21 protein-coding genes are annotated in these 22,466 nt (G+C 67.6%); 15 read left to right on the top strand and 6 right to left on the bottom strand.

Features of this window, described 5'->3' with window-relative positions:
- Position 1: 1 nt before the first annotated feature.
- On the bottom strand, positions 2–943 hold the full coding sequence (locus J7I44_RS13695; protein WP_209621921.1) for an acyl-CoA desaturase: 942 nt from the start codon (positions 941–943) through the stop codon (positions 2–4).
- Between J7I44_RS13695 and J7I44_RS13690 the strand changes: the two genes are divergently transcribed.
- The gene (locus J7I44_RS13690) at positions 942–1,832 is read left to right on the top strand and encodes a pseudouridine synthase (protein ID WP_425599760.1); all 891 of its coding nucleotides are present in this window, start codon (positions 942–944) and stop codon (positions 1,830–1,832) included. The two genes, J7I44_RS13695 and J7I44_RS13690, sit on opposite strands and share 2 nt — an antisense overlap.
- A gap of 157 nt (positions 1,833–1,989) precedes the next feature.
- On the opposite strand, the gene kbl is transcribed toward J7I44_RS13690, so the two are convergent.
- From kbl to J7I44_RS13675, 3 genes are all read right to left on the bottom strand, one after another.
- Complete coding sequence (gene kbl / locus J7I44_RS13685; protein WP_342451986.1) at positions 1,990–3,183, bottom strand: glycine C-acetyltransferase; 1,194 nt, start codon at positions 3,181–3,183, stop codon at positions 1,990–1,992.
- A 124-nt stretch (positions 3,184–3,307) separates the two neighbouring features.
- Positions 3,308–4,342, bottom strand: a complete 1,035-nt coding sequence (gene tdh / locus J7I44_RS13680; RefSeq protein WP_209621915.1) for an L-threonine 3-dehydrogenase — start codon at positions 4,340–4,342, stop codon at positions 3,308–3,310.
- Positions 4,343–4,420: 78 nt separating this feature from the next.
- Entirely contained in the window at positions 4,421–4,672 is a 252-nt protein-coding gene (locus tag J7I44_RS13675; RefSeq protein WP_209621913.1) for a hypothetical protein, read from the bottom strand.
- A 289-nt stretch (positions 4,673–4,961) separates the two neighbouring features.
- Here J7I44_RS13675 and miaA point away from each other — a divergent pair, with 289 nt between their 5' ends.
- From miaA to J7I44_RS13630, 9 genes are all read left to right on the top strand, one after another.
- Complete coding sequence (miaA, locus tag J7I44_RS13670) at positions 4,962–5,900, top strand: tRNA (adenosine(37)-N6)-dimethylallyltransferase MiaA (protein ID WP_209621911.1); 939 nt, start codon at positions 4,962–4,964, stop codon at positions 5,898–5,900.
- Positions 5,901–6,134: 234 nt separating this feature from the next.
- On the top strand, positions 6,135–6,401 hold the full coding sequence (hfq, locus tag J7I44_RS13665) for an RNA chaperone Hfq (protein ID WP_209621909.1): 267 nt from the start codon (positions 6,135–6,137) through the stop codon (positions 6,399–6,401).
- 164 nt (positions 6,402–6,565) lie between these two features.
- Positions 6,566–7,900, top strand: coding sequence for a ribosome rescue GTPase HflX (gene hflX / locus J7I44_RS13660; protein ID WP_209621907.1), 1,335 nt, complete (start codon positions 6,566–6,568; stop codon positions 7,898–7,900).
- Between the two features lie 304 nt (positions 7,901–8,204).
- Positions 8,205–9,242 carry an FtsH protease activity modulator HflK gene (hflK, locus tag J7I44_RS13655; protein WP_209622000.1) on the top strand — a complete coding sequence of 346 codons (1,038 nt, stop codon included), beginning with the start codon at positions 8,205–8,207 and terminating at the stop codon, positions 9,240–9,242.
- Entirely contained in the window at positions 9,239–10,102 is an 864-nt protein-coding gene (gene hflC / locus J7I44_RS13650) for a protease modulator HflC (protein ID WP_209621904.1), read from the top strand. Before hflK ends, hflC begins: the two co-directional genes overlap by 4 nt.
- Before the next feature lie 24 nt (positions 10,103–10,126).
- Positions 10,127–10,294: a DUF2065 domain-containing protein gene (locus J7I44_RS13645; protein WP_209621901.1), complete on the top strand. Its 168-nt coding sequence runs from the start codon at positions 10,127–10,129 to the stop codon at positions 10,292–10,294.
- Between the two features lie 61 nt (positions 10,295–10,355).
- Positions 10,356–11,648: an adenylosuccinate synthase gene (locus J7I44_RS13640; protein ID WP_209621898.1), complete on the top strand. Its 1,293-nt coding sequence runs from the start codon at positions 10,356–10,358 to the stop codon at positions 11,646–11,648.
- 224 nt (positions 11,649–11,872) lie between these two features.
- A complete protein-coding gene (locus J7I44_RS13635; RefSeq protein WP_209621895.1) occupies positions 11,873–12,139 on the top strand; it encodes a helix-turn-helix domain-containing protein in 267 nt (88 codons plus the stop codon).
- A 36-nt stretch (positions 12,140–12,175) separates the two neighbouring features.
- On the top strand, positions 12,176–13,492 hold the full coding sequence (locus J7I44_RS13630) for a type II toxin-antitoxin system HipA family toxin (RefSeq protein ID WP_209621892.1): 1,317 nt from the start codon (positions 12,176–12,178) through the stop codon (positions 13,490–13,492).
- 34 nt (positions 13,493–13,526) lie between these two features.
- On the opposite strand, the gene J7I44_RS13625 is transcribed toward J7I44_RS13630, so the two are convergent.
- Positions 13,527–13,754: a hypothetical protein gene (locus J7I44_RS13625; protein ID WP_209621889.1), complete on the bottom strand. Its 228-nt coding sequence runs from the start codon at positions 13,752–13,754 to the stop codon at positions 13,527–13,529.
- A gap of 231 nt (positions 13,755–13,985) precedes the next feature.
- On the opposite strand from J7I44_RS13625, the gene J7I44_RS13620 reads away from it, so the two are divergent.
- Positions 13,986–14,756 carry a histidine phosphatase family protein gene (locus tag J7I44_RS13620; RefSeq protein ID WP_209621885.1) on the top strand — a complete coding sequence of 257 codons (771 nt, stop codon included), beginning with the start codon at positions 13,986–13,988 and terminating at the stop codon, positions 14,754–14,756.
- On the top strand, positions 14,753–15,634 hold the full coding sequence (locus tag J7I44_RS13615; RefSeq protein WP_209621882.1) for an NAD(P)H-hydrate dehydratase: 882 nt from the start codon (positions 14,753–14,755) through the stop codon (positions 15,632–15,634). The genes J7I44_RS13620 and J7I44_RS13615 overlap by 4 nt, the downstream gene beginning before the upstream one ends.
- Positions 15,635–15,649: 15 nt before the next feature.
- On the opposite strand, the gene J7I44_RS13610 is transcribed toward J7I44_RS13615, so the two are convergent.
- The gene (locus tag J7I44_RS13610) at positions 15,650–16,159 is read right to left on the bottom strand and encodes a cupin domain-containing protein (protein ID WP_209621879.1); all 510 of its coding nucleotides are present in this window, start codon (positions 16,157–16,159) and stop codon (positions 15,650–15,652) included.
- 144 nt (positions 16,160–16,303) lie between these two features.
- Here J7I44_RS13610 and J7I44_RS13605 point away from each other — a divergent pair, with 144 nt between their 5' ends.
- The 3 genes from J7I44_RS13605 (at position 16,304) to J7I44_RS13595 (ending at position 22,343) form a co-directional block, all read left to right on the top strand.
- On the top strand, positions 16,304–16,723 hold the full coding sequence (locus J7I44_RS13605; protein WP_209621875.1) for a hypothetical protein: 420 nt from the start codon (positions 16,304–16,306) through the stop codon (positions 16,721–16,723).
- 510 nt (positions 16,724–17,233) lie between these two features.
- A complete protein-coding gene (locus J7I44_RS13600; protein ID WP_209621873.1) occupies positions 17,234–20,131 on the top strand; it encodes a PAS domain-containing protein in 2,898 nt (965 codons plus the stop codon).
- Positions 20,132–20,231: 100 nt separating this feature from the next.
- Positions 20,232–22,343 (top strand): putative bifunctional diguanylate cyclase/phosphodiesterase, encoded by a 2,112-nt coding sequence (locus J7I44_RS13595; protein ID WP_209621871.1) that lies wholly within the window; start codon positions 20,232–20,234, stop codon positions 22,341–22,343.
- Positions 22,344–22,466 lie beyond the last annotated feature (123 nt).

Genomic DNA, 22,466 nt, shown 5'->3' with positions numbered 1-22,466 from the left:
TTCAACCACCGCCGCGCTTGAGGCCGGACGGAACGGCCTTCAGCTCGCGCACCACGCCGAACAGCGCAAGCAACCGGAGCAGATAGAAAGTCAGGTCCACCTCCCACCAGCGGAAGCCCTGTCGCGCCGAGCCGGGGAAGAAGTGGTGGTTGTTGTGCCAGCCCTCGCCGAAGGTGAGCAGCGCCAGCAGCCAATTGTTGCGGCTGTTGTCGCGCGTGACGAAACGCCGGCTGCCGAAGCGGTGCGCCAGGGAATTGATCGTCACGGTGACGTGGAAAAGCACGATGGTCGAGACGAAGAAGCCCCACACCAGCAGTTGCGGGCCGTCCGTCCCCAGTGCCGGGTGGGCGGTGTGCAGCCAGGCACCTGACAGGTACAGGCCCACCGCCAGCGCCACCGGCACCAGCAGGTCGAAGCGGTCGAGCAGGCGCAGTTCGGGAAAGCGCGCGAGGTCCGGGATCACTTTCCAGTCCGTGCGGAAGCCGTTGCGGCTCAGGAACCAGCCGACGTGGCTACGGAAGAAGCCGTGCTGGACCGGCGAATGCACGTCGGCCGGGGTATCCGCGTGGCGATGATGGTTGCGGTGGTGGGCGGCCCACCACAGGGGGCCGCGCTGGACCGCGCTTGCGCCGATCACCGCGAAGGCGAACTGTACGGCACGGGAGGCACGGAAGGCACGGTGCGAGAAGTAGCGGTGATAGAACGCGGTCACCGCGAACATGCGGACGGCGTAGAGCGCCAGCGCCACCCAGAACGCGAACCAGGAAAAGCCCACCCACAGCACCCCGAAGCAAGCCACGTGCATCCCGATGAAGGGCAGTACGCGACCCCAGTCGATGCGGTCGTCGTCGGCCGCTTCGACGGCGCTGGTATCGAACCAGCGCAGCACGCCGGTCGCCAGGCGTCGGGTGAATCCGGGAGCAGCTTCGGCGGTGTGGTTCATGGGGGGCCCTGTCGATGCGTCTTGCCCATGTGAATACGCACCAGCCACGCGGGCGGATGCACCAAACCGCTTGCTGGTGTTCCGGCCAGGTCGATACGCTTCGCCGATGCCCGCGCCCCGCCGCCCCTCGCCTGCTTCCGCTCCCACCGGCCCCCGTTACGGATTGGCGCGGGTCCTGTCCAAGCGAGGCGTGTGCTCGCGCAGCCAGGCCGAGCAGTGGGTGCGCGCCGGCCGGGTAGCGGTGGGTGGTCGCGTGGTGCGCGACCCGGAGCATCCGACCGCGCCGGAGCAGCGCGGCATTACTGTGGACGGCCAGCCGATCGGGGAGGCCGCCCCGGTCTACGTGATGTTCAACAAACCGCGCGGCCTGGTGGTCAGCGCGTCGGACGAGCGAGGCCGCGCCACGGTCTACGACGCGTTGGCCCAGGCCGGCCTGCCGTGGCTGGGCGCGGTCGGACGGCTGGACAAGGCCAGCGAGGGCCTGCTGTTGCTGAGCAACGACACCGCCTGGGCGGCGGGCATCACCGACCCGGTCACCCACCAGGAAAAGACCTACCACGTGCAGGTCGATTGCGTGCCCGATGCGGCGTTGCTGGCGCGGCTCGGCGAGGGCGTGGTCGACGACGGCGAGCGGCTGGCCGTGCTACGGGTCGGCTTGTTGCGCGCCGGCGAGAAGAACGCCTGGCTGGACATCGTGCTGGACGAGGGACGCAACCGGCACATCCGTCGCCTGCTGGAGGCACACGGCATCGGCGTGCTGCGGCTGGTGCGCGTGGCCATCGGTGGGCTCGCGCTCGGCGACCTGCCGAAAGGCCAGTGGCGCCATCTGGCCGCGGAAGAGGTCGAGGGGCTGCGCGTGATCCCCCGCGCCACCGGCGGCCGGATCTGAGCCCTCCCGGATCTCGGGACGAGGGTTGGGTCAGGGATGAGTGCTCGCGGGGAAGGTAATCAGGCCCCGCTTGTCGAGCCGCTTGTGGGATGTGACGTTGTCGCAGGAGCGGCCCCTCATCCCAGCCCTCTCCCTGGAGGGGAGAGGGCGCAGAAGATCAGATCACGCCCAATTGCTTGCCGATCTTGGTGAACGCGGCGATCGCCCGGTCCAGATGCTCGCGCGTGTGCGCCGCGCTCATCTGCGTGCGGATGCGGGCCTGGCCCTGCGGCACCACCGGGTAGAAGAAGCCAGTGACGTAGATGCCTTCTTCCAGCAGCGCCGCCGCCATCGCCTGCGCCTTGGGCGCGTCATAGATCATCACCGGCACGATCGGGTGCACGCCCGGCTTGATGTCAAAGCCGGCCTCGGTCATCGCCTTGCGGAAATAGGCGGTGTTCTCCTGCACGCGCGTGCGCAGCTCGCCGGCGGACACCAGCATGTTGAACACCTTGATCGCGGCGGCGACCACGTGCGGCGGCAGCGAGTTGGAGAACAGGTACGGGCGCGATCGCTGGCGCAGCAACTCGATTACTTCCTTCGGCCCGGTGGTGAAGCCGCCCAGGGCACCGCCCAGCGCCTTGCCCAGCGTGCCGGTGAAGAGGTCGATCTGGTCCATCACGCCATGCACCTCGGCTGAGCCGCGGCCGGTGGCGCCGAGGAAGCCGGTGGCATGGCATTCGTCGATGTGCACCATTGCGTTGTACTTCCTCGCCAGCGCGGTGATCTGGTCCAGCGGCGCGATGAAACCGTCCATCGAGAACGAACCGTCGGATGTGATCAGCTTGGTGCGCGCACCGGCGGCATCGGCGGCCTGCAGCTGCTTTTCGAGGTCCGCCATGTCGCAGTTGGCGTAGCGGAAGCGCTTGGCCTTGCACAGGCGGATGCCGTCGATGATCGAGGCGTGATTGAGCGCATCGGAGATGATCGCGTCCTCCTCGCCCAACAGCGGTTCGTACAGACCGCCGTTGGCGTCGAAGCAGGCGGCGTAGAGAATGGTGTCCTCGGTGCCGAAGAACTCGGCGATCTTCGCTTCAAGCTGCTTGTGCAGGTCCTGTGTGCCACAGATGAAGCGCACCGAAGCCATGCCGAAGCCGTGCGTGTCCAGCGCTTCCTTGGCGGCAGCGATCACGTCGGGGTGGTCGGCCAGGCCGAGGTAGTTGTTGGCGCAGAAGTTCAGCACCTTGCGGCCGTTGGCCAGCGTGATCTCCGAGGACTGCGGCGAGACGATGACGCGCTCGCCCTTGAACAGGCCCTGATCGCGGATCAAGTCCAGTTCGGCGGCGTAGCGGTCGCGGGCGGTGTAGGTCACGGTGGTCTCCAAACTTGAGGGCGGCGACTGGGCGCTGCTGCGATCTCGCCGCGGCGTCATCCCCGCGTTCGCGGAAATGGCGTCCGGCAAGGGCGAGCTGAGCAGGGTGGGTGGTGCGAAGGCGTCAGGTCCAGGAACAGACCACTTTGCCGCACTGACCGGCGTCCATCAGATCGAAACCCTTCTGGAAATCGTCGATGGCGATCTGGTGGGTCAGCACCTTCTGCAGTGGGAAGCCGGTAAGCACCATCTGGGTCATCTTGTACCAGGTCTCGTACATGCGCCGGCCGTAGATGCCCTGCAGGGTCAGGCCCTTGAAGATCACCTTGTCCCAGTCGATGCCGGCGCCGCGCGGCATGATGCCGAGCATGGCGACCTTGCCGCCGTGGTACATCACCTCGAGCATGTCATTGAAGGCGCGCGGGTTGCCGCTCATTTCCAGGCCGACGTCGAAGCCTTCCATGTGCAGGTCCTTGACCACGTCCTTGAGCGACTGGTTGGACACATTGACCACGCGGGTGGCGCCCATGTCGGCGGCGAGCTTGAGGCGGTAGTCGTTGACGTCGGTGACCACCACGTTGCGCGCGCCGACGTGTTTGGCGATGCCCGCGGCGATCACGCCGATCGGGCCGGCGCCGGTGATCAGCACGTCCTCACCGATCAGGTCGAACTCGAGCGCGCAGTGCGCGGCGTTGCCGTAGGGGTCGAAGAAGGCGGCCAGTTCGCTCGGGATCTGGTCGGGAATCGGCCACAGGTTGGAGGCCGGTATCGCCACGTACTCGGCGAAAGCGCCGTTGCGGTTGACGCCGATACCGACGGTGTTCGGGCACAGGTGCTGGCGGCCGGCGCGGCAGTTGCGGCAGTGGCCGCAGACGATGTGGCCCTCGGCCGAGACGCGGTCGCCGACCTTGTACCCGGTCACCGCACTGCCGAGCTCGGCAATGCGGCCGACGAACTCGTGACCGATGGTCAGGCCTTGGGGAATCGTGCGCTGGGACCATTCGTCCCATTTGTAGATATGCAGGTCGGTGCCGCAGATGGCGGTTTTCTCGACCTTGATCAGCACCTCGTTGGGGCCGATCTGGGGTACCGGCACCTCTTCCATCCAGATGCCCTGCTCGGGCTTGCGCTTGACCAGGGCTTTCATCGTCTGCGGCATGGGACCACCATCGTCTGGCCCGCGTGAGCGGGCGGGGAAGCGGACGATTATAGGACCTTGCCGCGGGGGGCCGTGCACTCAGCCGAGGGCGCGCCAGGCGATCGAGAAGATCAGGCTGATAACGATGCAGACGGTCAGCCAGAAGCCGAAGTTGTCCTTGTCCCAGATCGGCTTGTGGCCCGAGGGCGGCTCTGCCTGCGTCGGACGCGAGGGCAGGGGCTGGCTGGCCGGACGGACGCGTGGCGCGGACGTGGCGACTCCCGGCCGCAGCATGACAACGGCGCCGGGTCCGCCGTCCTGATCATGTTCCGCGTCGATTCGGTGCGCCATGGCGTGAATTCTATGTGTGTGCCGTGCGTCGATGGTGTGCCGGTGCCAGGTTGCAGGCAAGCCATACTTCGGGCGTTTGGTCGAATTATCACCCATGCCGTGACGGGATTCACCTTCTTTTGACTGCGGACCACGCGCCACCCTGGAAACGGGCGTGTCAGCAGCATGTCGAATGGGCTTCATAGTGCCTCCAGGAGGGCCCGGTGATCCTGTTGTAGGACGGAACAGGCAGACCTTCCTTGACCGGGTCAAACGCTTGGCCATGCGAAGGCGCCGATACAATGGTCCGATGCCTGCCGACGCCCGACCACCCGCCATTTTCCTGATGGGCCCGACCGCCTCGGGCAAGACCGCGCTGGCTTGCGCGCTGCGCGAACGCTTCGCGCTCGAGCTGGTGAGCGTGGATTCGGCTTTGGTCTATCGCGGGCTGGAGATCGGCGCGGCCAAGCCCGATCCCGCCACGCTGGCCCAGCATCCGCACGCCCTGCTGGACTTGAACGACCCTTCCGAACCGTACTCGGCGGCCGATTTCCGCGTCGACGCGCTGGCGGCCATGGAGCGCATTCGCGCGCAGGGGCGGGTGCCGCTGCTGGTCGGCGGCACCGGACTGTATTTCCGTGCGCTGCAGCGGGGCCTGTCGGCGCTACCGGATGCGGCGCCGGACATCCGCGCGCGGCTGGCTGCGGAGGCGGCGGTACACGGCTGGCCCGCGCTGCACGCGCGACTGGCGGCCAACGACCCCGCGGCGGCCGCGCGCATCGGGCCGAATGACGCCCAACGCCTGCAGCGGGCGCTGGAAGTGATCGAACTGACAGGGCGGCCGCTTTCCGAGCAGCAGACGGGCGGCAGCGGCGGACGTTTTCCCTGGCGCGTGCTCAAACTGGCGCTGCTGCCCGCCGACCGCGGCCCGTTGCACGCGCGCATCGCACAGCGCTTCGACGCCATGCTGGCGGCCGGCTTTCTGGACGAGGTGCGCGCCTTGCGTGCACGCGGCGACCTCGCCCCGGACCTGCCGGCGCTGCGCGCGGTCGGCTATCGCCAGGCATGGGAGCACCTGGATGGCGCCACCGATGCGGGCACGTTTCGTGACAAGGGTATTTTCGCCACCCGTCAGCTGGCCAAGCGGCAGATCACCTGGCTGCGCGCCGAACTGGATGCTCGCGCACTGGACCCGGACCGGCCGCGCCTGCTCGAGCGCGCCAGTGGTGCACTGGAGCTCTTCCTGTAGCGCCCGTCCGGCGCTTTTCAGAAAGGCGCGCTTGGGTCGGGGCTTCCCAGTCTGTTGCTCGCCACGGGCCATTCACGAGTTCCCGCGAAGCAGCAGGCGATGCCGCGACGCACGTCGTGGTTCCCGAGCTTCCGCCCGCCATTTAAAAGCGGTTAAGATCGCTGCGACTTGGGCCGGCCGCCACGCGCGCGTCTTTTCTCCGGCCCGCGAAGGTTCGCGAGGGGGTACAACAACATGTCCAAAGGGCAGTCTTTGCAAGATCCGTTTCTCAACGCACTTCGCCGTGAGCGCGTTCCGGTGGCCATCTATCTCGTCAACGGCATCAAGCTGCAGGGCACGATCGAGTCGTTCGACCAGTTCGTGGTGCTGCTGCGCAACCAGGTGAGCCAGATGGTCTACAAGCACGCCATCTCCACCGTCGTGCCCAGCCGCAACGTGCGCATGGGCAATGGCCACGAAGGCCATGTCGACAACCACGCACCCACCGAGGGCGAAGACTGACCCCACGGATGGTTCCACGCGCCGCTGGCGGGCTGCCTGGCCCGCCGGCGGCCATCGGTCGTGGCGCCTTGCCGACGGCCGCGTGCTGATGGGCATACAATGCCGGCCCCGCGCCGTCCTGTCGTCGATGGCGCGAACCCGTTCCCACAGGCCACGCCAACCCAGTGTTCGATAGACAGAAGAAGGGCGAGCGCGCCGTACTGGTGCTGCCCCACGCCCGCGGCGAGGGCGACGCTGCTCGCCGCGCGGAGGAATTCGCCGAGCTCGTGCGTTCGGCCGGCGCCGAGGTGCTCGCCAGCGTTTCCGCGCGCGTGGAAGATCCCAACCCTCGCTACTACATCGGTACCGGCAAGGCCGAAGAAGTGGCCGAGGCGGTACGTGCGACCGAAGCGGACGTGGTGCTGGTCGACCACCTGCTCACGCCAGTGCAGGAACGCAACCTGGAAAAGCTGCTGGCCGTGCGCGTGGTCGACCGCGCCGGGCTGATCCTGGACATCTTCGCCCAGCGGGCGCGCTCGCACGAAGGCAAGCTGGAGGTGGAGCTCGCGCAGCTCAAGCACCTGGCCACCCGCCTGGTGCGCGGCTGGACCCACCTGGAGCGCCAGCGCGGTGGCGCCATCGGCCTGCGCGGTCCCGGCGAAACGCAGCTGGAAACCGACCGCCGCCTGCTCGGCGAGCGCGTGAAGATGCTCACCAGGCGCCTGGAGAAGGTGCAGGTGCAGCGCACCCAGCAGCGCCGTGCGCGCCTGCGCAACACGGTGCCGCGAGTGGCATTGGTCGGCTACACCAACGCCGGCAAGTCGACGCTTTTCAACGCACTGACCGAGGGCGAGGTGTTCGCCGCGAATCTGCTGTTCGCCACGCTCGACCCGACGGTACGCAAGATCGAGGACCTCTCCTGCGGTCCGGCCGTGCTCGCCGACACCGTGGGCTTCATCCGCGAGTTGCCGCATGACCTGGTTGCCGCCTTCCGCGCCACATTGGCCGAAGCGCGCGACGCCGACCTGCTGCTGCATGTCAGCGATGCGGCCGACGAGGAGCGCGTGCGCCTGCACCGCGTGGTCGACGGCGTGCTCGAAGAGATCGGCGCCGGCGACGTGCCCCAGCTGCATGTCATGAACAAGATCGACGTGCTGCGCGAGGGTGAAGACGGACCGCGCGCGGGCACCGAGCCGCGGATCGTGCGCGATGGCGACGGGCGGCCTACCCAGGTCTGGCTGTCCGCCCACACTGGCGAGGGACTGGACCTGCTGCGTGAGGCGCTGGGCGAATTGCTCGGCGGCGAGCGCGTGCAGACCGAACTGCAATTGCCGCTGTCGGCCGGTCGCCTGCACGCGCGTCTGCGTGCCGCCGGCGCCATCGCCGAAGAGTCGGTGGACGAGCATGGATGGCGCCTGCAGATCGATGCCCCACGCAGCGTGATTGCGCCGCTGGGCGGCGGACATCCACAGGACGCGGCGCTTTTGCGGGGCGTGCTCGGGTCGCCCGACGCGCCCTGAGCGCTTCGGGCGCCGCCTCCCGCAGGAGCCGGCTGGTTGATGCTTTCGGGGCAGGGCGGTCAAAAGCATCGCCCCGGGGCTCCCTGCAAAAGTGGACCGGTGCGACGTCGAAGCCACGCCTCAATTCACCTCTGCTAGACTAACCGGCGTTTGTGCGGCGTTTGCTCCGCCCGCACCGAGATCGATCGCGGCGCGCCGCGGTTCACCCATCCCCGACCTCGACGCCGCGTTTCCATGACCCTGATTCCGCAACACATTCACCGGCCCGTCCCGCCGGCCTGCCGCTTGTCCCAAGGAGACTGAGATGGCCTGGAACGAACCCGGCAACGGCCCGCGCGATCCCTGGAACAGCAAGCGCCCCAGCAACAACGGCAACGGACTGGACGATGTTTTCCAGCGCCTGCGCGCCCGGCTGGGCAAGCACGGTGGCCCCGGCGGCATCATCACCATCGTGCTGGCGCTGGTGCTGGCCTGGCTGCTGCTGAGCAGCTACACCATCGTCGATGCGCGCCAGGCTGGCGTCGTGCTGCGTTTCGGCCAGTACAGCCGCACGCTGCCGCCAGGTTTCCATTTCAAGCTGCCGCAGCCGGTGGAGACCGTCACCAAGGTCGAAACCACCCGCGTGCGTTCGCTGCAGGACAGCGTGCGCATGCTGACGCGCGACGAGAACATCATCACGATCGACTTCACCGTGCAGTACCAGGTGAACGATGCGCGTGCGTATCTGTTCGCGGTGGACGATGTGGAGAACACCATTGCCGCCGCTTCCGAGGCGGCCGTGCGCTCGGTGATCGGGCGGAACGACATGGACACGATCCTGTCCGGCGAAGGCGCCGCGCTGGTCAGCGAGGCCGGCCAGGCGCTGCAGAAGACCCTGGACAGCTACCACTGCGGCCTGCAGGTGACCGCCGTGAGCTTCCAGAACGTCGCGCCGCCGGCCGAGGTCAAGGACGCCTTCGACGACGTCAACAAGGCGCGCGAGGACAAGCAGAGCATCGAGAACAACGCGCTGGCCTACGCCAACAAGGTGGTGCCGGTAGCGCGTGGCGACGCCTCGCGCATCGCCGCCGAGGCGGCCGGCTACAAGGCCGAACGCATCGCCCGGGCGCAGGGCGATGCCGAACGCTTCAGCCTGCTGCTCAAGCAGTACAAGGCCGCGCCCGAAGTCACCCGCAAGCGTCTGTGGCTGGAAACGATGGAGCAGGTGATGGCCGGCAATCGCAAGGTCATCGACGGCTCCAACGGTCGAACCATCATCAACCTGCCGCCGACCACCCCGGCCAGCCCGGCGGCGGCCACCGTCACCACCGATGACGCCAGCGACAAGGGGAACCAGCCATGAAGATCGTCTGGACCGTGATCATCGTGCTGCTGGTCCTGCTGGGGCTCAACAGCGCCTTCGTGGTGCGCGAGGGGCAGAGCGCGTTGCTGCTGCAGTTCGGTCGCATCGTGCAGACCGACTACACGCCTGGGCTGCACTTCAAGGCACCGTTGATCCAGCAGGTGATGCGTTTCGACAGCCGCATCCAGGGCCTGGACGCCCCGCCGGAGCGCTACTTCACCTCGGAAAAGAAGAGCGTCAACGTCGACTTCTACGTGAAGTGGCGCATCGCCGACAACGCCGCCTACTACCGCGCCACCAGCGGCGACGCCAACCAGGCGGCGCAGCGGTTGAGTCCGGTTGTCAAGGACGCGCTGCGCTTCGAATTCAACTCGCGCAGCCTGCAGGACCTGATCGCTGGCGGCCGCAAGGACATCACCGAGCGCGTGCGCAAGCAGACCGATACCGCCGCCCGCAAGAATCTCGGCATTGCCGTGGTCGACGTTCGCATCAAGCGCATCGACCTGCCCGAGGAAGTCAGCGAATCGGTCTACAAGCGCATGCGCGCCGAGCGCCTGCAGCTGGCCAACGAGCTGCGCTATACCGGCCAGGAACAGGCAGAGAAGATCCGCGCCGACGCCGACCGCCAGGGTCAGGTGCTGCGCGCCGACGCCGAGCGCGACGCGGCGGCCGTGCGTGGCCAGGGCGACGCCCAGGCGGCCGCGATCTATGCAGGCGCCTATGGCCAGGATCCGGAGTTCTTCGCGTTCTATCGAAGCCTGTCGGCGTACAAGACCGGTTTCGCCGATGGCCACGGCACGCTGGTTCTCAAGCCCGATTCCCAACTGCTGCGCTATTTCGAGGACAGCGCCAAGCGCTGACGGTCGATGCCGCACGAACTGTCCGTGGCACTGTGCCTGGTGCTGGTGCTCGAAGGCCTGATGCTGTTTGCCGCCCCGCGCCACTGGCAGTCGATAGTGCGCCAGGCGCTGGCGCTTTCGCCGCGCACGCTGCGCGTGTTCGGCGCGGTGGCGGTGATCGCCGGGCTGGCCGTGCTGCAACTGATGCGCTGAAGCTTTTCCTGTTTCCCACACTCACGGCTCCCGCGGGAGCACCCAACGAGCGAGAACTTTCATGGGCAAGTCAGTCGTCATCCTTGGAGCCCAGTGGGGCGACGAAGGCAAGGGCAAGATCGTCGACCTGCTGACCGAGCGGGTCAGTGCCGTGGCGCGCTTCCAGGGCGGCCACAATGCCGGCCACACGCTGGTGATCAAGGGCAAGAAGACCGTGCTGCACCTGATTCCCTCGGGCATCCTGCGCGACGACGCGCTGTGCCTGATCGGCAACGGCGTGGTGCTCTCGCCCGAGGCGCTGATCAACGAGATCGCCGAGCTGGAAGGGCAGGGCGTGGACGTGCGCTCGCGCGTGAAGATCAGCCCGGCGACGCCACTGATCATGCCCTACCACATCGCCGTGGATAAGGCGCGCGAGGCGGCCGCCGGCAAGGGCGCGATCGGCACCACCGGCCGCGGCATCGGCCCGGCCTACGAGGACAAGGTCGCCCGTCGTTCGATCCGCGTGGCGGATCTGATGTACCCGCACGAGCTTCCGGCGCAGATCAAGGCCGCGGTCGAGTACCACAACTTCATCCTGACCCAATGGCTCAAGGCCGAGCCGGTCGACTACCAGAAGGTGCTCGACGACGCGTTGGCCTGGGGCGAGTACATCCGCCCGATGGTCGACGACGTCGCCACCATCCTGCACGACGTGCGCGCCGAGGGCGGCAACATCCTGTACGAAGGCGCGCAGGGCGCGCTGCTGGACATCGACCACGGCACCTACCCGTACGTCACTTCGTCCAACACCACCGTCGGTGGCGCGCTGGCCGGTACCGGCGTGGGCGCGGGCGACATCGACTACGTGCTGGGCATTTGTAAGGCCTACGCCACGCGCGTGGGCGGCGGCCCGTTCCCGACCGAGCTCGAGGACGAGATGGGCGAGCTGCTGCGCAAGAAGGGCAATGAGTACGGCGCCAGCACCGGCCGTCCGCGCCGCTGCGGCTGGATCGACCTTGTGGCGCTCAAGCGCGCCGTGCAGATCAACGGCATCAACGGCCTGGCGATCACCAAGCTGGACGTGCTCGACGGCCTGCCGTCGATCAAGGTCTGCGTCGCCTACGAGTACCGCGGCAAGCGCCGCGAGCTGGCGCCGCTGGACGCCGACGGCTGGGCCGAATGCAAGCCGGTCTACCTGGAGTTCCCCGGCTGGGAGGAATCCACCGCCGGCATCCGCGACTGGAACAAGCTGCCCGCCGCGGCCCGCGCCTACCTGCGCGCGGTGGAAGAGCTGTCCGGTTGCCGCCTGGCCATCGTGGCCACCGGCGCCGATCGCGATGACACCATCGTGCTGGACGATCCGTTCGCCTGAAGCATCCGTCCCGGGCAAACACTTATGCCCCGCACTGCGGGGCTTGGTTCACGCGCCACGGTACGCTGGCCTGAAATTGCCTGGGCATGGCTGCCCCCGAACGGCGTATCTCCGGGGGAAACTGTGGCCTGAGACCTGGCCAGCGTGACTCAACCCAGGAGTTGATATCGGCCTTATCAACCTGTAAGTTGGTTTTGACGCTTTCAACCTGCAGGTTGAGTCCCATGGATGTCATCCGGCTCCCCAACCAGCTCGGCCCGAAGCTTCGCGCTGCTCGCATGCAGCGCGGCATGACTCAGGCGGATGTTGCCAGGCAACTCGGCATAAGCTCGCAGGCTGTGTCCAAGCTGGAGAACAACGCCGGCCAAGCTTCCTTCGACCGCGTCCATCGACTTTGCCTGCTACTGGGGCTGGAACTCGGTCTGCAAGAGAAATCGACGGGTACGCCGAAAACGGTCAAATCCACGACTCCGGCCAAAGCGGCCTGGTAATCCGTGGCTCGCCGCGTTCGCGCCATCGACATCTGGATGAACGGCTTGTACGTCGGCCGTTGGTCCCGCACCCGAAGCGGGGTCGACCAACTGACCTATGACGACGCATGGATGGCGGCACCCGAAGGCCGGCCGTTGTCCCTGTCACTGCCTTTCGTTGCGGCAGGCGCCACGTTGCCTCCGCCAGCGGTCGCTGCCTACTTCGATAATCTTCTGCCCGACAACGACCGCATTCTTCATCGATTGCGCGATCGATACGCTGCCGCAAGCACCTCCGCGTTCGATCTGCTCGCGGCCATAGGACGGGATTGTGTCGGTGCGGTGCAATTGATGCCGGCCGGGAAGTCGCCGGACGACGTGCACGCCATCCATGCCGATCCGCTGACCGAGGCGGGTGTAGCGCAAGTCTTGCGGGACACCACGCTGGCCCGGCCATTGGGCCGGCGGGAGCGCGAGGCATTCCGCCTGTCCATCGCCGGAGCCCAGGAGAAAACGGCGCTTCTTCGGCATGAGGGACAGTGGTGCATCCCCCAGCGGTCAACCCCCAGCACTCACATATTCAAGTTGCCGCTGGGCCTGGTGGGCAACATGCAGGCGGATATGCGCGACTCGGTCGAAATCGAGTGGCTGTCGATGGAAATCGCGCGCGCCTTCGGGCTTTCCGTGGCCAGCACACAGATCGGTCGCTTTGAAGACCAGAAGGCCCTGGTCGTCGAACGCTTCGACCGCGCCCTCTCGGACGATCACTCGTGGTGGATACGCAACCCACAGGAAGACTTCTGCCAGGCGTTGGGCGTGATGCCGAGCAAGAAGTATGAAGCCGATGGAGGCCCAGGCATCCGGCAAATCATGGATGTCTTACGTGGTTCCGAGCATGCCGAAAAGGATCGCACGGCATTTTTTCGAAGCCAACTGCTGTTCTGGCTGATGGGCGCCACCGACGGCCATGCAAAAAATTTCAGCCTGGCCCTGCTGCCTGGCGGAAACTACCGTCTTGCGCCCCTTTACGACATCCTTTCCGCTTATCCCATCATGGGCCGCGGTGTCAATCGCTTGGATCCGCGCGAGGCGAGCCTGGCGATGGCGGTATCGGGAAAACATGGCCACTATGATCTCTATGGCATTCACCGCTGGCACTGGGTCGAGATGGGAACATCCCTGGGTCTGCCCGAGGTTCCAGCGATGATTGCCGAGCTGGTCGAGCGCACGCCTGTTGTGCTGGATGATCTGGGTGAGCGCCTGCCTGAGGGCTACCCGCGGGCCGTATTCGAGGCCATCAGCAAAGGGATGCGGGACGCCGCCAAGCGCCTTGGCAGTGAGCCAGACCAACGAAAAGCCGACAGTTCCCCCTGACAGGCGTGTCGGGGGAACTCCAGGGCGGCACTTCCTAGTACATCCGCATCGACGAAGCGCGTATCACGAAAGCATCCCGTTCGGCGTCCGGACCGGAGGCGATGCGCGCCAGTTCGTCATCCAGCCGCTGCACCGACTGCCCGGCGCCCTGCATCCGCTCGCGCAGCATGGCGTTCTCGCGCATCAGGCGGTCGCATTCGTCGTGCAGGGCGCGCATCGAGCGCTCCAACTGGTTGCAGCGCAGTTGCAGGGGATTTCGCATGGCGTGGGTCTCGTTCGACGGTCAGGCGCGGTGGGCGGACGGGCGTCAACGCGGTGGCGGCCCGTAAGGTGATGTTGGCCGGACGACCGTGAGGCCATCGTCTAACGGACGCTAGGAAAAAGCTCAGGCGCTCGGCGGCCGGCACAGGGGCGGCGCCGGCCTGCCGCCGGTCGACCGGCCATTCACGCGCGGCGTGCCAAAGCTCGGCCTGTTGCAGAACGGGAGAGCGGCGTGGGAGCAGCGGTCATACAGGGCAACGTGGGCTGGCCACAGCGGCTGTGGATCATCCGCCACGGCGAGAGCGCGGGAAACGTCGCGCGCGATCATGCAGAGGCGTCGGGCGCGTCGCTGATCGACCTCAAGCATCGCGATGCCGACGTGCCGTTGTCGCCGCTGGGGCTGGAGCAATCGCAGGCCTTGGGCGCCTGGGTACGGGCACTGCCGGAAAGCGACCGGCCCACCACTTTCATGGCCTCGCCCTACAAGCGCGCGACAGAGACCGCCATCGCGGTCGCCGCCGCGCTGGGGCGCGTGCACCAGGACGTGGTGGTCGACGAGCGCCTGCGCGAGAAGGAGTTCGGCGTACTCGACCGCTACACGCGCGCCGGCATCCGCGCCAAGTTCCCGGAGCTGGCCGAGCAACGCCAGCTGGTGGGCAAGTTCTACTTCCGCCCGCCCGGCGGAGAGAGCTGGTGCGACGTGGTCCTGCGCCTGCGCAGCATGCTTGGCGACCTGCAGCGCAACCACGCGGGCGAACGGGTGATGATCGTCGCCCACCAGGTCATCGTGAACTGTTTCCGCTATCTGCTCGAACAGATGGACGAGAGCACCATCCTCTCGATCGATCGCAACGGCGACGTGCCCAACTGCGGCATCACCGAATACATGGAGGCGCCGGACGGTTGCGGTCTGCTGCTCCAGCGCACCAATTTCGTGGCACCGCTGGTGGAAGCCGGCTCGCCGGTGACGATCGAATCGGACCGGCCCAAGGGCGCCCGATGAGCCCGACGGAGGTGAAGCCGCAGCGGCTCACCGCGCGGCTCCTGCGCGGCATGCCGTTGCCCGATCCGGACGGCGGCAAGGAACAGCGCGGAAGGGTGCTGGTGATCGGCGGCTCACGCCGCGTGCCCGGCGCGGCCTTGCTCGCCGGTACCGGAGCCTTGCGTGCCGGTGCCGGCAAGCTGCAAGTGGCCACCGCCGGGGACGTGGCGTTGCCTTTCGCGGTGGCGATGCCCGAGGCGTTGGTGCTGGGGCTGCCAGTCGATGCCCAGGGCGAAATCGTGCGCGGCAACGCCGCGCTGGACCAGGCGCTCGACGGCTGCGACGCAGCGCTGGTGGGTTCGGGCATGAGCCCTACGCGGGCGACGGCCACGCTGTTGCAGCGGGTGCTGCGCCATGCCGCGGGCACGTTGGTGATCGACGCCGGCGCACTCTCGCCGGACCTGCGTGCGCCCCCCGGCGAGCCCTGGGTGCTGACCCCGCACGCGGGCGAGATGGCCAAGCTGTCCGGGCAGGAGAAAGCGCAGGTCCAGCAGGAACCGCAGACGCTGGCGCGCAGCTTCGCGCGACGCACGCGCAGCGTGCTGGTGCTCAAGGGCGCCACCACCTACGTCGCCGCACCGGACGGCCGGCTGTGGGTCCACGCCGGCGGTTGCCATGGACTGGGCACGTCCGGCTCGGGCGATGTGCTGGCCGGCGTGATCGCGGGGTTGGCCGCGCGCTGTGGCGATCCGCTACAGGCCGCGCTGTGGGGCGTGTTCGTGCATGCCGAGGCGGGGCGTGCGCTGGAATCCTCGGTCGGATCGCTCGGATTCCTGGCGCGGGAAATTCCCGGGCCGCTGCCGGCCATCCTCGATCACCTTAGATCCCGATCCTCGTAGGCGCCGCGAGCGCGCTCACGAGGACGACAGGTTCCAGCACGCAAGCATCGGGCCGTGTTCGCCGCTGACCGGGTCGCACGCGGGGAAGGGCAGTTGCGCGATGCGGTCGACCATCTCCTGCGTCGGCGCCTCGCGGCAGACGTCCCACTTCTGCCCGGGCGGATAGGCACCGACGACCAGCAGGTCGTCGCTCGACTCGATGCTGCAGTGTCCGGTGCCGGCGGGCAGCAGCACCACGTCCCCCGCGCCAACCCTGACCTCGCGACCTCCCGGCCCGCCCAGCACCAGCTGCACCGTGCCCTTGGCCACGCCAAGCACTTCATGCGCGCTCGAGTGGTAGTGGTGGAAGTCGTAGATGCCCGCGCGCCACTGCGGTGGCCATCCGTTGTCGTCGAAGCGGGTCTCGAACGTCGATGCGGCATCGTCTCCGAGGTCGTCGATCGCCTCGTGGTAGAGCAGCACCGGCAGGCGCGGGTGATTGGGGACCCAGTCGTGGGGCGCGAGCCGGAAGGCTTCGGTCTGCATGGTCGTTGGCCTGTACATGGCGTCGCGCGAGCTTGCCGTGGCGCATGTGCACGAATCGCCTAACGCTCCGGCCATTGTCGCTGCACGCGCTGCTGACCTTCGCTCGGGCACCATCGAACCCAGCAACCGGAACGGGAGAAGCCCATGGGCAGTATCGACGACCCGCGCGGTCGAACCAACGAGAACCTGCAGGACGCCATCGCCAAGCGAGCCGAGCAGAACCAGGTCCAGGTCGAGGGCGAAACGCGCGAATCCATCGAGCCGGCCGGCGGCACCGGCGGGGAAAGTGGGAACGGCCAGATGCGCCCGCACCATGGTTTCGGCGATCCGCACGGGCAGAAGGCGATGGGCGAGCCAGTCGACCCGGAGGCGATCCTGCCGGTGCCCGAAAACGGTCCCACCTACCAGACCGGCGGCACCGGCCTGGATCTGCAGCAGCAGATCGAAGAGCGCAAGCATCGGGAAAGCGGCGTCGGCTCGACCAAGGGCCACGGCGTTGGCGGCAAGGGTGATGGCGGGCTCGATCCGCCGCCGGGCGCTCCGACGCGCGGTGGCCGCGCCTGAACGGGTGAGCCGGCGACGGCGCGTTTGGATTGGTGGCGTCAAAGAGTGGGGCCGGGCCCGCCGCGCGGCACCTCGCCATACACACGCCCGCTGCACTGCCGTTCGTGCATCGTCGCCCGACTTGAAACGCGGAATCCACCGCCATGCCTATCGACGAGTCCCAACCCGCCATCCGGCTGCCCGCCAGCGCCAGCAGCCACCCCGTAATCCAACGTCTCGCGCCCGCCCTGGCGAGGGAGTCGGCCATGTCCGGCGGCGTACCTCCCATGTTCGCCAGCCCTCCCGACGCGTGCCCCGAACGGCGGGACGGTGGCGTCGAGCAGTAGTCGATATGCCGTGCCGGCCGGTGGGAATCGCGTGCAGAAAGATCGCCTGAGGAGTGCAGGCAGGAGGGAGTGCAGGCGGTAAGCTGGTGTTTTGGACCTGCTTGCGCCCATGCACAGCGATTCGACGACAGCGTCTCCGAGTGAAGCCGACGAAACGCGCCTGGCGGGCGGGGGAGTGTTGCCGATGCAGGTCCGGAGCCATGACTGGTCGAAAACCCCGCTGGGTGCATTCCGGAGCTGGCCGCAAAGTCTGAAGACCGTCGTCGACATCGTGCTGGAGGCGCGTCAGCCGATGCTGGTGGCGTGGGGGCCACAGCTGACCACCATCTACAACGATGCGTACCTGCCGATCCTCGGCACCAAGCATCCCGCGGGCCTTGGCCAACCGGCGGCGGCGCTGTGGGCCGAGATATGGGACGTCCTGGAGCCGATGGTGGCCGAGGTGTTCGCCGGCCAGCCGCAGTGGGTCGAGGACATGCCCTTCGCGCTTGCCGGTGGCGCCACCCATGACCCACGCTGGTTCAGCTTCTCCTTCACACCGCTGCGCGACGAGCAGGGGCACATCGCCGGGTTGCTCGCCTCGGCAATGGAAACCACCCGCAAGGTGACGCTGGAGCGCCAGCAGGCGGCCGCACGCGAACGGCAGCGCAAGCTGTTCGAGCAGGCGCCCGGTTTCATCGCGATCCTGCGCGGGCCGCGGCACGAGTTCGAGTTCGTCAATCACGCCTATCACCAGTTGACCGGTTGGCGCGAACTGATCGGCAGCACCGTGCGCGAGGCCTTCCCCGAGATTGAAGGACAGGGCTTTCACGAGCTGCTCGACGAGGTCTACCGCAGCGGCGAACGCTACGTCGCCTCGCACGTTCCCATCCGCCTGACGCCTGCTTCGGGCCTGCCGGCGGTCGAGCGCTATCTCGATTTCGTGTATGCGCCGACGGTCGGCGAGACGGGCGAAATCACCGGCATCTTCGTCGAGGGCCACGACGTCACCGAGGCCCACCTTGCACAGCAGGCGCTGCACTCCCACGCGCGGCGCCAGGCGCTGCTGATCGAGCTGGGCGACCGGCTGCGCGACGCGCAATCGCCCGCCGAGCTTTCGTTCGCGGCCGGCGAGATCCTCGGGCGCACGCTGGACGTCAGCCGCGCCGGCTACGGCACGATCGACCTTACCGAAGAAACCATCACCATCGAGCGCGACTGGAACGCGCCAGGCATTCGCAGTCTCGCCGGCGTGCTGCATTTCCGCGACTACGGCCGCTACATCGAGAACCTGCGCCGCGGCGAAACAGTGGTGTTCGCCGATGCCGAAAAAGACCCTCGCACGGCCTTTCGCGCCGACGCGCTCAAGGCGATCAGCGCGCAGTCGGTGGTCAACATGCCGATCACCGAGGACGGGTGTTTCGTGGCGTTGCTGTACCTCAATCACGCCACGGCGCGCGAGTGGACCGATGAGGAACTGGCTTTCGTCCGCGAAGTGGGCGAGCGCACGCGCGCAGTCATCGAGCGCCGTCGCGCCGAGCAGGAAGTCCGCGAGCTCACCGCTTCGCTCGAGCGCAAGGTAGAGGAGCGCACCGCCGAGCGCGATCGCATCTGGCAGAACTCGCGCGATCTGCTGGCCGTCGTCGACGCGTCCGGCCTGTTCCTGCGCGTCAACCCGGCGTGGACGGCGATCCTGGGCTACGCGCCGGATGATCTGCTGGGACAACACTTCCTGCAGTGGGTCTGGCCCGCGGACCAGACATCCACACTCGAAGCGGTGGCCGCCAGCCAGCGCCTGACCGGCTTCCAGAATCGTTACCGCCACCACGACGGTACGCTGCGCTGGATCTCCTGGAGCACGTCGGCCGAGGACGGCCTGGTCTACGCCTACGGGCGTGATGTCACTGCCGAACGCGAGCAGGCCGAGGCGTTGCGCCAGACGCAGGAGCAGCTGCTGCAGGCGCAGAAGATGGAAGCGGTCGGCCAGCTCACCGGCGGCCTGGCGCACGACTTCAACAACTTGCTGGCCGGCATCAGTGGAAGCCTGGACATGATGCAGGCACGCATCGATCAGGGCCGTACCGATCAGCTGCCTCGCTATCTCGACGGCGCGCGTGATGCCGCCCGTCGGGCGGCCGCACTGACCCATCGACTGCTGGCATTCTCGCGCCGGCAGACGCTGGATCCGCGGCCGGTCGATACCCATCGATTGATCGGCGGCATGGAGGAGCTGGTCCGGCGCACGATTGGCCCGGCTGTCGCATGGGGCGTCGACCACGCCGATCCGCCCTGGATCATTCTGGTCGACGCGCACCAGCTCGAGAACGCGCTGCTCAACCTGTGCATCAACGCGCGCGATGCCATGCCGGAGGGTGGCGAGCTGCGCATCGGGACCGCCAATCGACGACTCGACGAGGCGTCGGCGCGGGCGCTGGACCTGGCCCCGGGCGATTACCTGGAGTTGACCGTGAGCGATACCGGCATCGGTATGCCGCAAGAGGTGGTCGCTCGTGCGTTCGAACCGTTCTTTACCACCAAGCCACTGGGGCGGGGAACCGGCCTGGGGTTGTCGATGATCTACGGTTTTGCCAAGCAGTCGGGCGGCCGCGTGCAGATCCGTTCGCAACCCGGTGAGGGAACGTGCGTCAGCCTGCTTTTGCCGCGGCACCTGGGGGAGTTTTCCGTCGATGAAAGGCGCACGACGCTCGCGGCGGTCGCCGATCTGCCGAAGGGCAAGACGGTGCTGGTGGTCGACGATGAGCCGACTGTGCGCATGCTGGTGGTGGACGTGCTGGGCGATCACGGTTTTTCCGTACTGGAGGCCTCCGATGGCGGCGAAGCGCTGGAGCTGTTGCGCGCTGGCCTGCGAACGGACCTGCTGATCACCGACGTGGGCCTGCCCGGCGGCCTCAACGGACGCCAGCTCGCCGATGCCGCGCGCGCCTTGCTGCCGGGGCAAAGGGTGTTGTTCATCACCGGCTTCGCCGAAACCAGCGTGATGGGCAGCGGCCAGCTCGAGCCGGGGATGCAGGTGCTGACCAAGCCGTTCGTGATCGACCAACTGGTGGCGCGGGTCAGGGAGCTGCTCCAGGACGCGGGCTGACGGCGCAGGGCCTTCCGCGATGTCGGGACGGGGCTAAAGGAACAGGCGCAGTGGCCGCTACAGCACGGAGAAATGCCGGCTTGTCGGCTTCGGGGACGCCATGGTCGGTAGTTATCGCCTCAGTCTGGAGCTGCTCTCGCTGCTCATCGGCAGCCTGATCGCGTATCAGGCAGTCGATGCCACCCGACGCATTGCCGCCTCGCGTACGCCCGCCCATCGCGTGATTTGGTATGGCGTGGGCGCCTGGATGGTTGGCCTTGGCCTGTGGTCGGTGCATTTCGTCGGCATGCTGGCGCGCCTGCCACAGGCGGTAGGCACGTTCGACCCGGTATTGAGCACGGCCTCCGGCATGGCCGCGCTGGCCGTTGGCCTGGGCCTGTTGTGGGTGGCCGATTGCGCGGTGATGGGGCGGCTTCGCTGGCTTGGCGGCTCGTTGGGTCTGGGTGTGGGCGTGGCCTGCATCCACATGTTCAGCGAAGGCGCGCTGCACGTGGCCGGCGGCGTCACTTATCAGCCGCGGGTGTGGTTCTACTGGGTCCTGCTGTGCGCGTTCGGGGTCGCTGCCGGTCTGCGCCTGATGCACGCGTTCCGTCCGCGGCCGATGCGCGGGCTGTACGTCCGACGCGCGTTCCTGTCGGCGCTGATGGGCGCACTGATCGTGGTGCTGCTGGACTTCACCACCCGGCTCTCCTACGGCGACCGGCCCGTGTCGACGCTGGAGGCCTCGCCGGGCACGGTATGGCTCGGCAGCGTGGTGGGCATGGCAGCGGTACTGGCCATGGGATCGGCGCTGGCTCTGTCCGAGCTTGTGGCAAGGCTGTACGTGCGCGCGCAACGGCTTTCCGGTTCGCTCGATCACCTCAACAGCCGCTTGCGCCATCTGGCCACGCACGACCCGCTGACCGGTTTGCCCAACCGCCATTTGCTGGCCGAACGCATGGAGCGGGCGCTGACGCACGCCCGCGCGGGGCATGGTCACCTGGCCGTGCTGTACATCGATCTGGACGGCTTCAAGACCATCAACGACACGCTCGGCCACGGCTTCGGCGACGACCTGCTTCGCGCCGTGGCCGGACGACTGGCCGGCGCGCTGCACATCAACAGCCTGGCGCGCATGGGCGGGGACGAATTCGTCGCGGTGCTCGAACACATGCGCAGCCCCGAATCGGCGCTGCGCATCGCCGAACAACTGATCGGACTGATGCAGGACAGTTTCGACGTGCGCGGCACCGCGCTGAGGGTCACCCCCAGCATCGGCGTGGCCTATTACCCGCTCGACGGCGAAAGCGTGGAGGAGCTGGTTGCCCACGCCGACGCGGCGATGTACGAGGCCAAGGATGGCGGCCGCAACGGCTACCGTTGCTACGACCCGTCGATGCGCGACCGCGCCATGCGCATGCTGGCGATCCAGCGTGGCCTGCAGACCGCGCTGGAGGACGGCAGCCTGTCGCTGCACTTCCAGCCCAAGCACCACGGCGACACCGGCGCGCTGGTCGGCGCCGAGGCGCTGCTGCGCTGGTGCCATCCCGAGCTGGGCGCGGTCTCGCCACTGGAGTTCATCGGTGTGGCCGAGCGCAGCGGTCAGATCGCCCGGCTTGGTGAATGGGTGATCCGCGAAGCGTGCCGCCAACTGCGCGACTGGCATGATCGCGGCCTCGCGCCCGTGCGCATCGCGATCAATCTCTCGCCCATGCAGATCCAGCAGCCGGGGCTGGTGCAGACCGCCGCGGGCATTGTCGGCGCGGCCGGGCTGCAGACCTCGCAGATCATGTTCGAGGTGACCGAAAGCATGGCCATGCGTGACGCCGAGCGCACGACCGCGATCCTCCAGGACTTCCGGGCCCATGGCTTCGAGTTCGCGATCGACGACTTTGGCACCGGCTATTCCAGCCTCGCCTACCTGCAGAAGTTCCAGGTGCGCCAGCTCAAGATCGACCAGTTCTTCGTCCAGGCACTGGACCAGGGCGGGCACGAACCGCGCGCGATCATCGCCGCGATCATCGAACTGGCGCACACGCTGGGCATGGAAGTGGTGGCCGAAGGCGTCGAGACCCAGGCGCAGGCCACGGCATTGCGCGCGCTCGGCTGCGACCAGGTGCAGGGCTACCTGCTGGCCCGCCCCATGCCCGCTGCCGAGTTCGAGCGGCGCTGTCTGGGGGCGGTACACGCAGGCCCCATGCAAGGGGGACTTTGCTCGCCTGCCGGCGCGTAAGGGTGGTTCGCATCGCGCGGACGTAGGGCAAACGCCGGCGCGACGGAAGTCGGCGGCTAGCTGTGTAAACCCACCAGGTTGTTCATGGCGATGCGGGTGATGGGAGGTCGGTAATCAAGGCTG

The organism is Frateuria flava, assembly GCF_017837635.1.
GTDB lineage: Bacteria > Pseudomonadota > Gammaproteobacteria > Xanthomonadales > Rhodanobacteraceae > Frateuria_A > Frateuria_A flava.
The sequence above is the reverse complement of the archived record's forward strand: the minus strand, read 5'-3'. Positions and strand labels throughout refer to the sequence as shown.

What these genes read in the sequence shown, in the direction of transcription:
- J7I44_RS13690 (WP_425599760.1), top strand. Translation starts at nt 942, where the DNA reads ATGGGGGGCCCTGTCGATGCGTCTTGCCCATGTGAATACGCACCAGCC.
- J7I44_RS13625 (WP_209621889.1), bottom strand. Translation starts at nt 13,754, where the DNA reads ATGCGAAATCCCCTGCAACTGCGCTGCAACCAGTTGGAGCGCTCGATG.
- J7I44_RS13630 (WP_209621892.1), top strand. Translation starts at nt 12,176, where the DNA reads ATGAACGGCTTGTACGTCGGCCGTTGGTCCCGCACCCGAAGCGGGGTC.
- J7I44_RS13640 (WP_209621898.1), top strand. Translation starts at nt 10,356, where the DNA reads ATGGGCAAGTCAGTCGTCATCCTTGGAGCCCAGTGGGGCGACGAAGGC.
- J7I44_RS13635 (WP_209621895.1), top strand. Translation starts at nt 11,873, where the DNA reads ATGGATGTCATCCGGCTCCCCAACCAGCTCGGCCCGAAGCTTCGCGCT.
- hflK (WP_209622000.1), top strand. Translation starts at nt 8,205, where the DNA reads ATGGCCTGGAACGAACCCGGCAACGGCCCGCGCGATCCCTGGAACAGC.
- J7I44_RS13615 (WP_209621882.1), top strand. Translation starts at nt 14,753, where the DNA reads ATGAGCCCGACGGAGGTGAAGCCGCAGCGGCTCACCGCGCGGCTCCTG.
- J7I44_RS13605 (WP_209621875.1), top strand. Translation starts at nt 16,304, where the DNA reads ATGGGCAGTATCGACGACCCGCGCGGTCGAACCAACGAGAACCTGCAG.
- miaA (WP_209621911.1), top strand. Translation starts at nt 4,962, where the DNA reads ATGCCTGCCGACGCCCGACCACCCGCCATTTTCCTGATGGGCCCGACC.
- hflC (WP_209621904.1), top strand. Translation starts at nt 9,239, where the DNA reads ATGAAGATCGTCTGGACCGTGATCATCGTGCTGCTGGTCCTGCTGGGG.
- J7I44_RS13600 (WP_209621873.1), top strand. Translation starts at nt 17,234, where the DNA reads ATGCAGGTCCGGAGCCATGACTGGTCGAAAACCCCGCTGGGTGCATTC.
- hfq (WP_209621909.1), top strand. Translation starts at nt 6,135, where the DNA reads ATGTCCAAAGGGCAGTCTTTGCAAGATCCGTTTCTCAACGCACTTCGC.
- J7I44_RS13595 (WP_209621871.1), top strand. Translation starts at nt 20,232, where the DNA reads ATGGTCGGTAGTTATCGCCTCAGTCTGGAGCTGCTCTCGCTGCTCATC.
- J7I44_RS13695 (WP_209621921.1), bottom strand. Translation starts at nt 943, where the DNA reads ATGAACCACACCGCCGAAGCTGCTCCCGGATTCACCCGACGCCTGGCG.
- J7I44_RS13675 (WP_209621913.1), bottom strand. Translation starts at nt 4,672, where the DNA reads ATGGCGCACCGAATCGACGCGGAACATGATCAGGACGGCGGACCCGGC.
- J7I44_RS13610 (WP_209621879.1), bottom strand. Translation starts at nt 16,159, where the DNA reads ATGCAGACCGAAGCCTTCCGGCTCGCGCCCCACGACTGGGTCCCCAAT.
- tdh (WP_209621915.1), bottom strand. Translation starts at nt 4,342, where the DNA reads ATGCCGCAGACGATGAAAGCCCTGGTCAAGCGCAAGCCCGAGCAGGGC.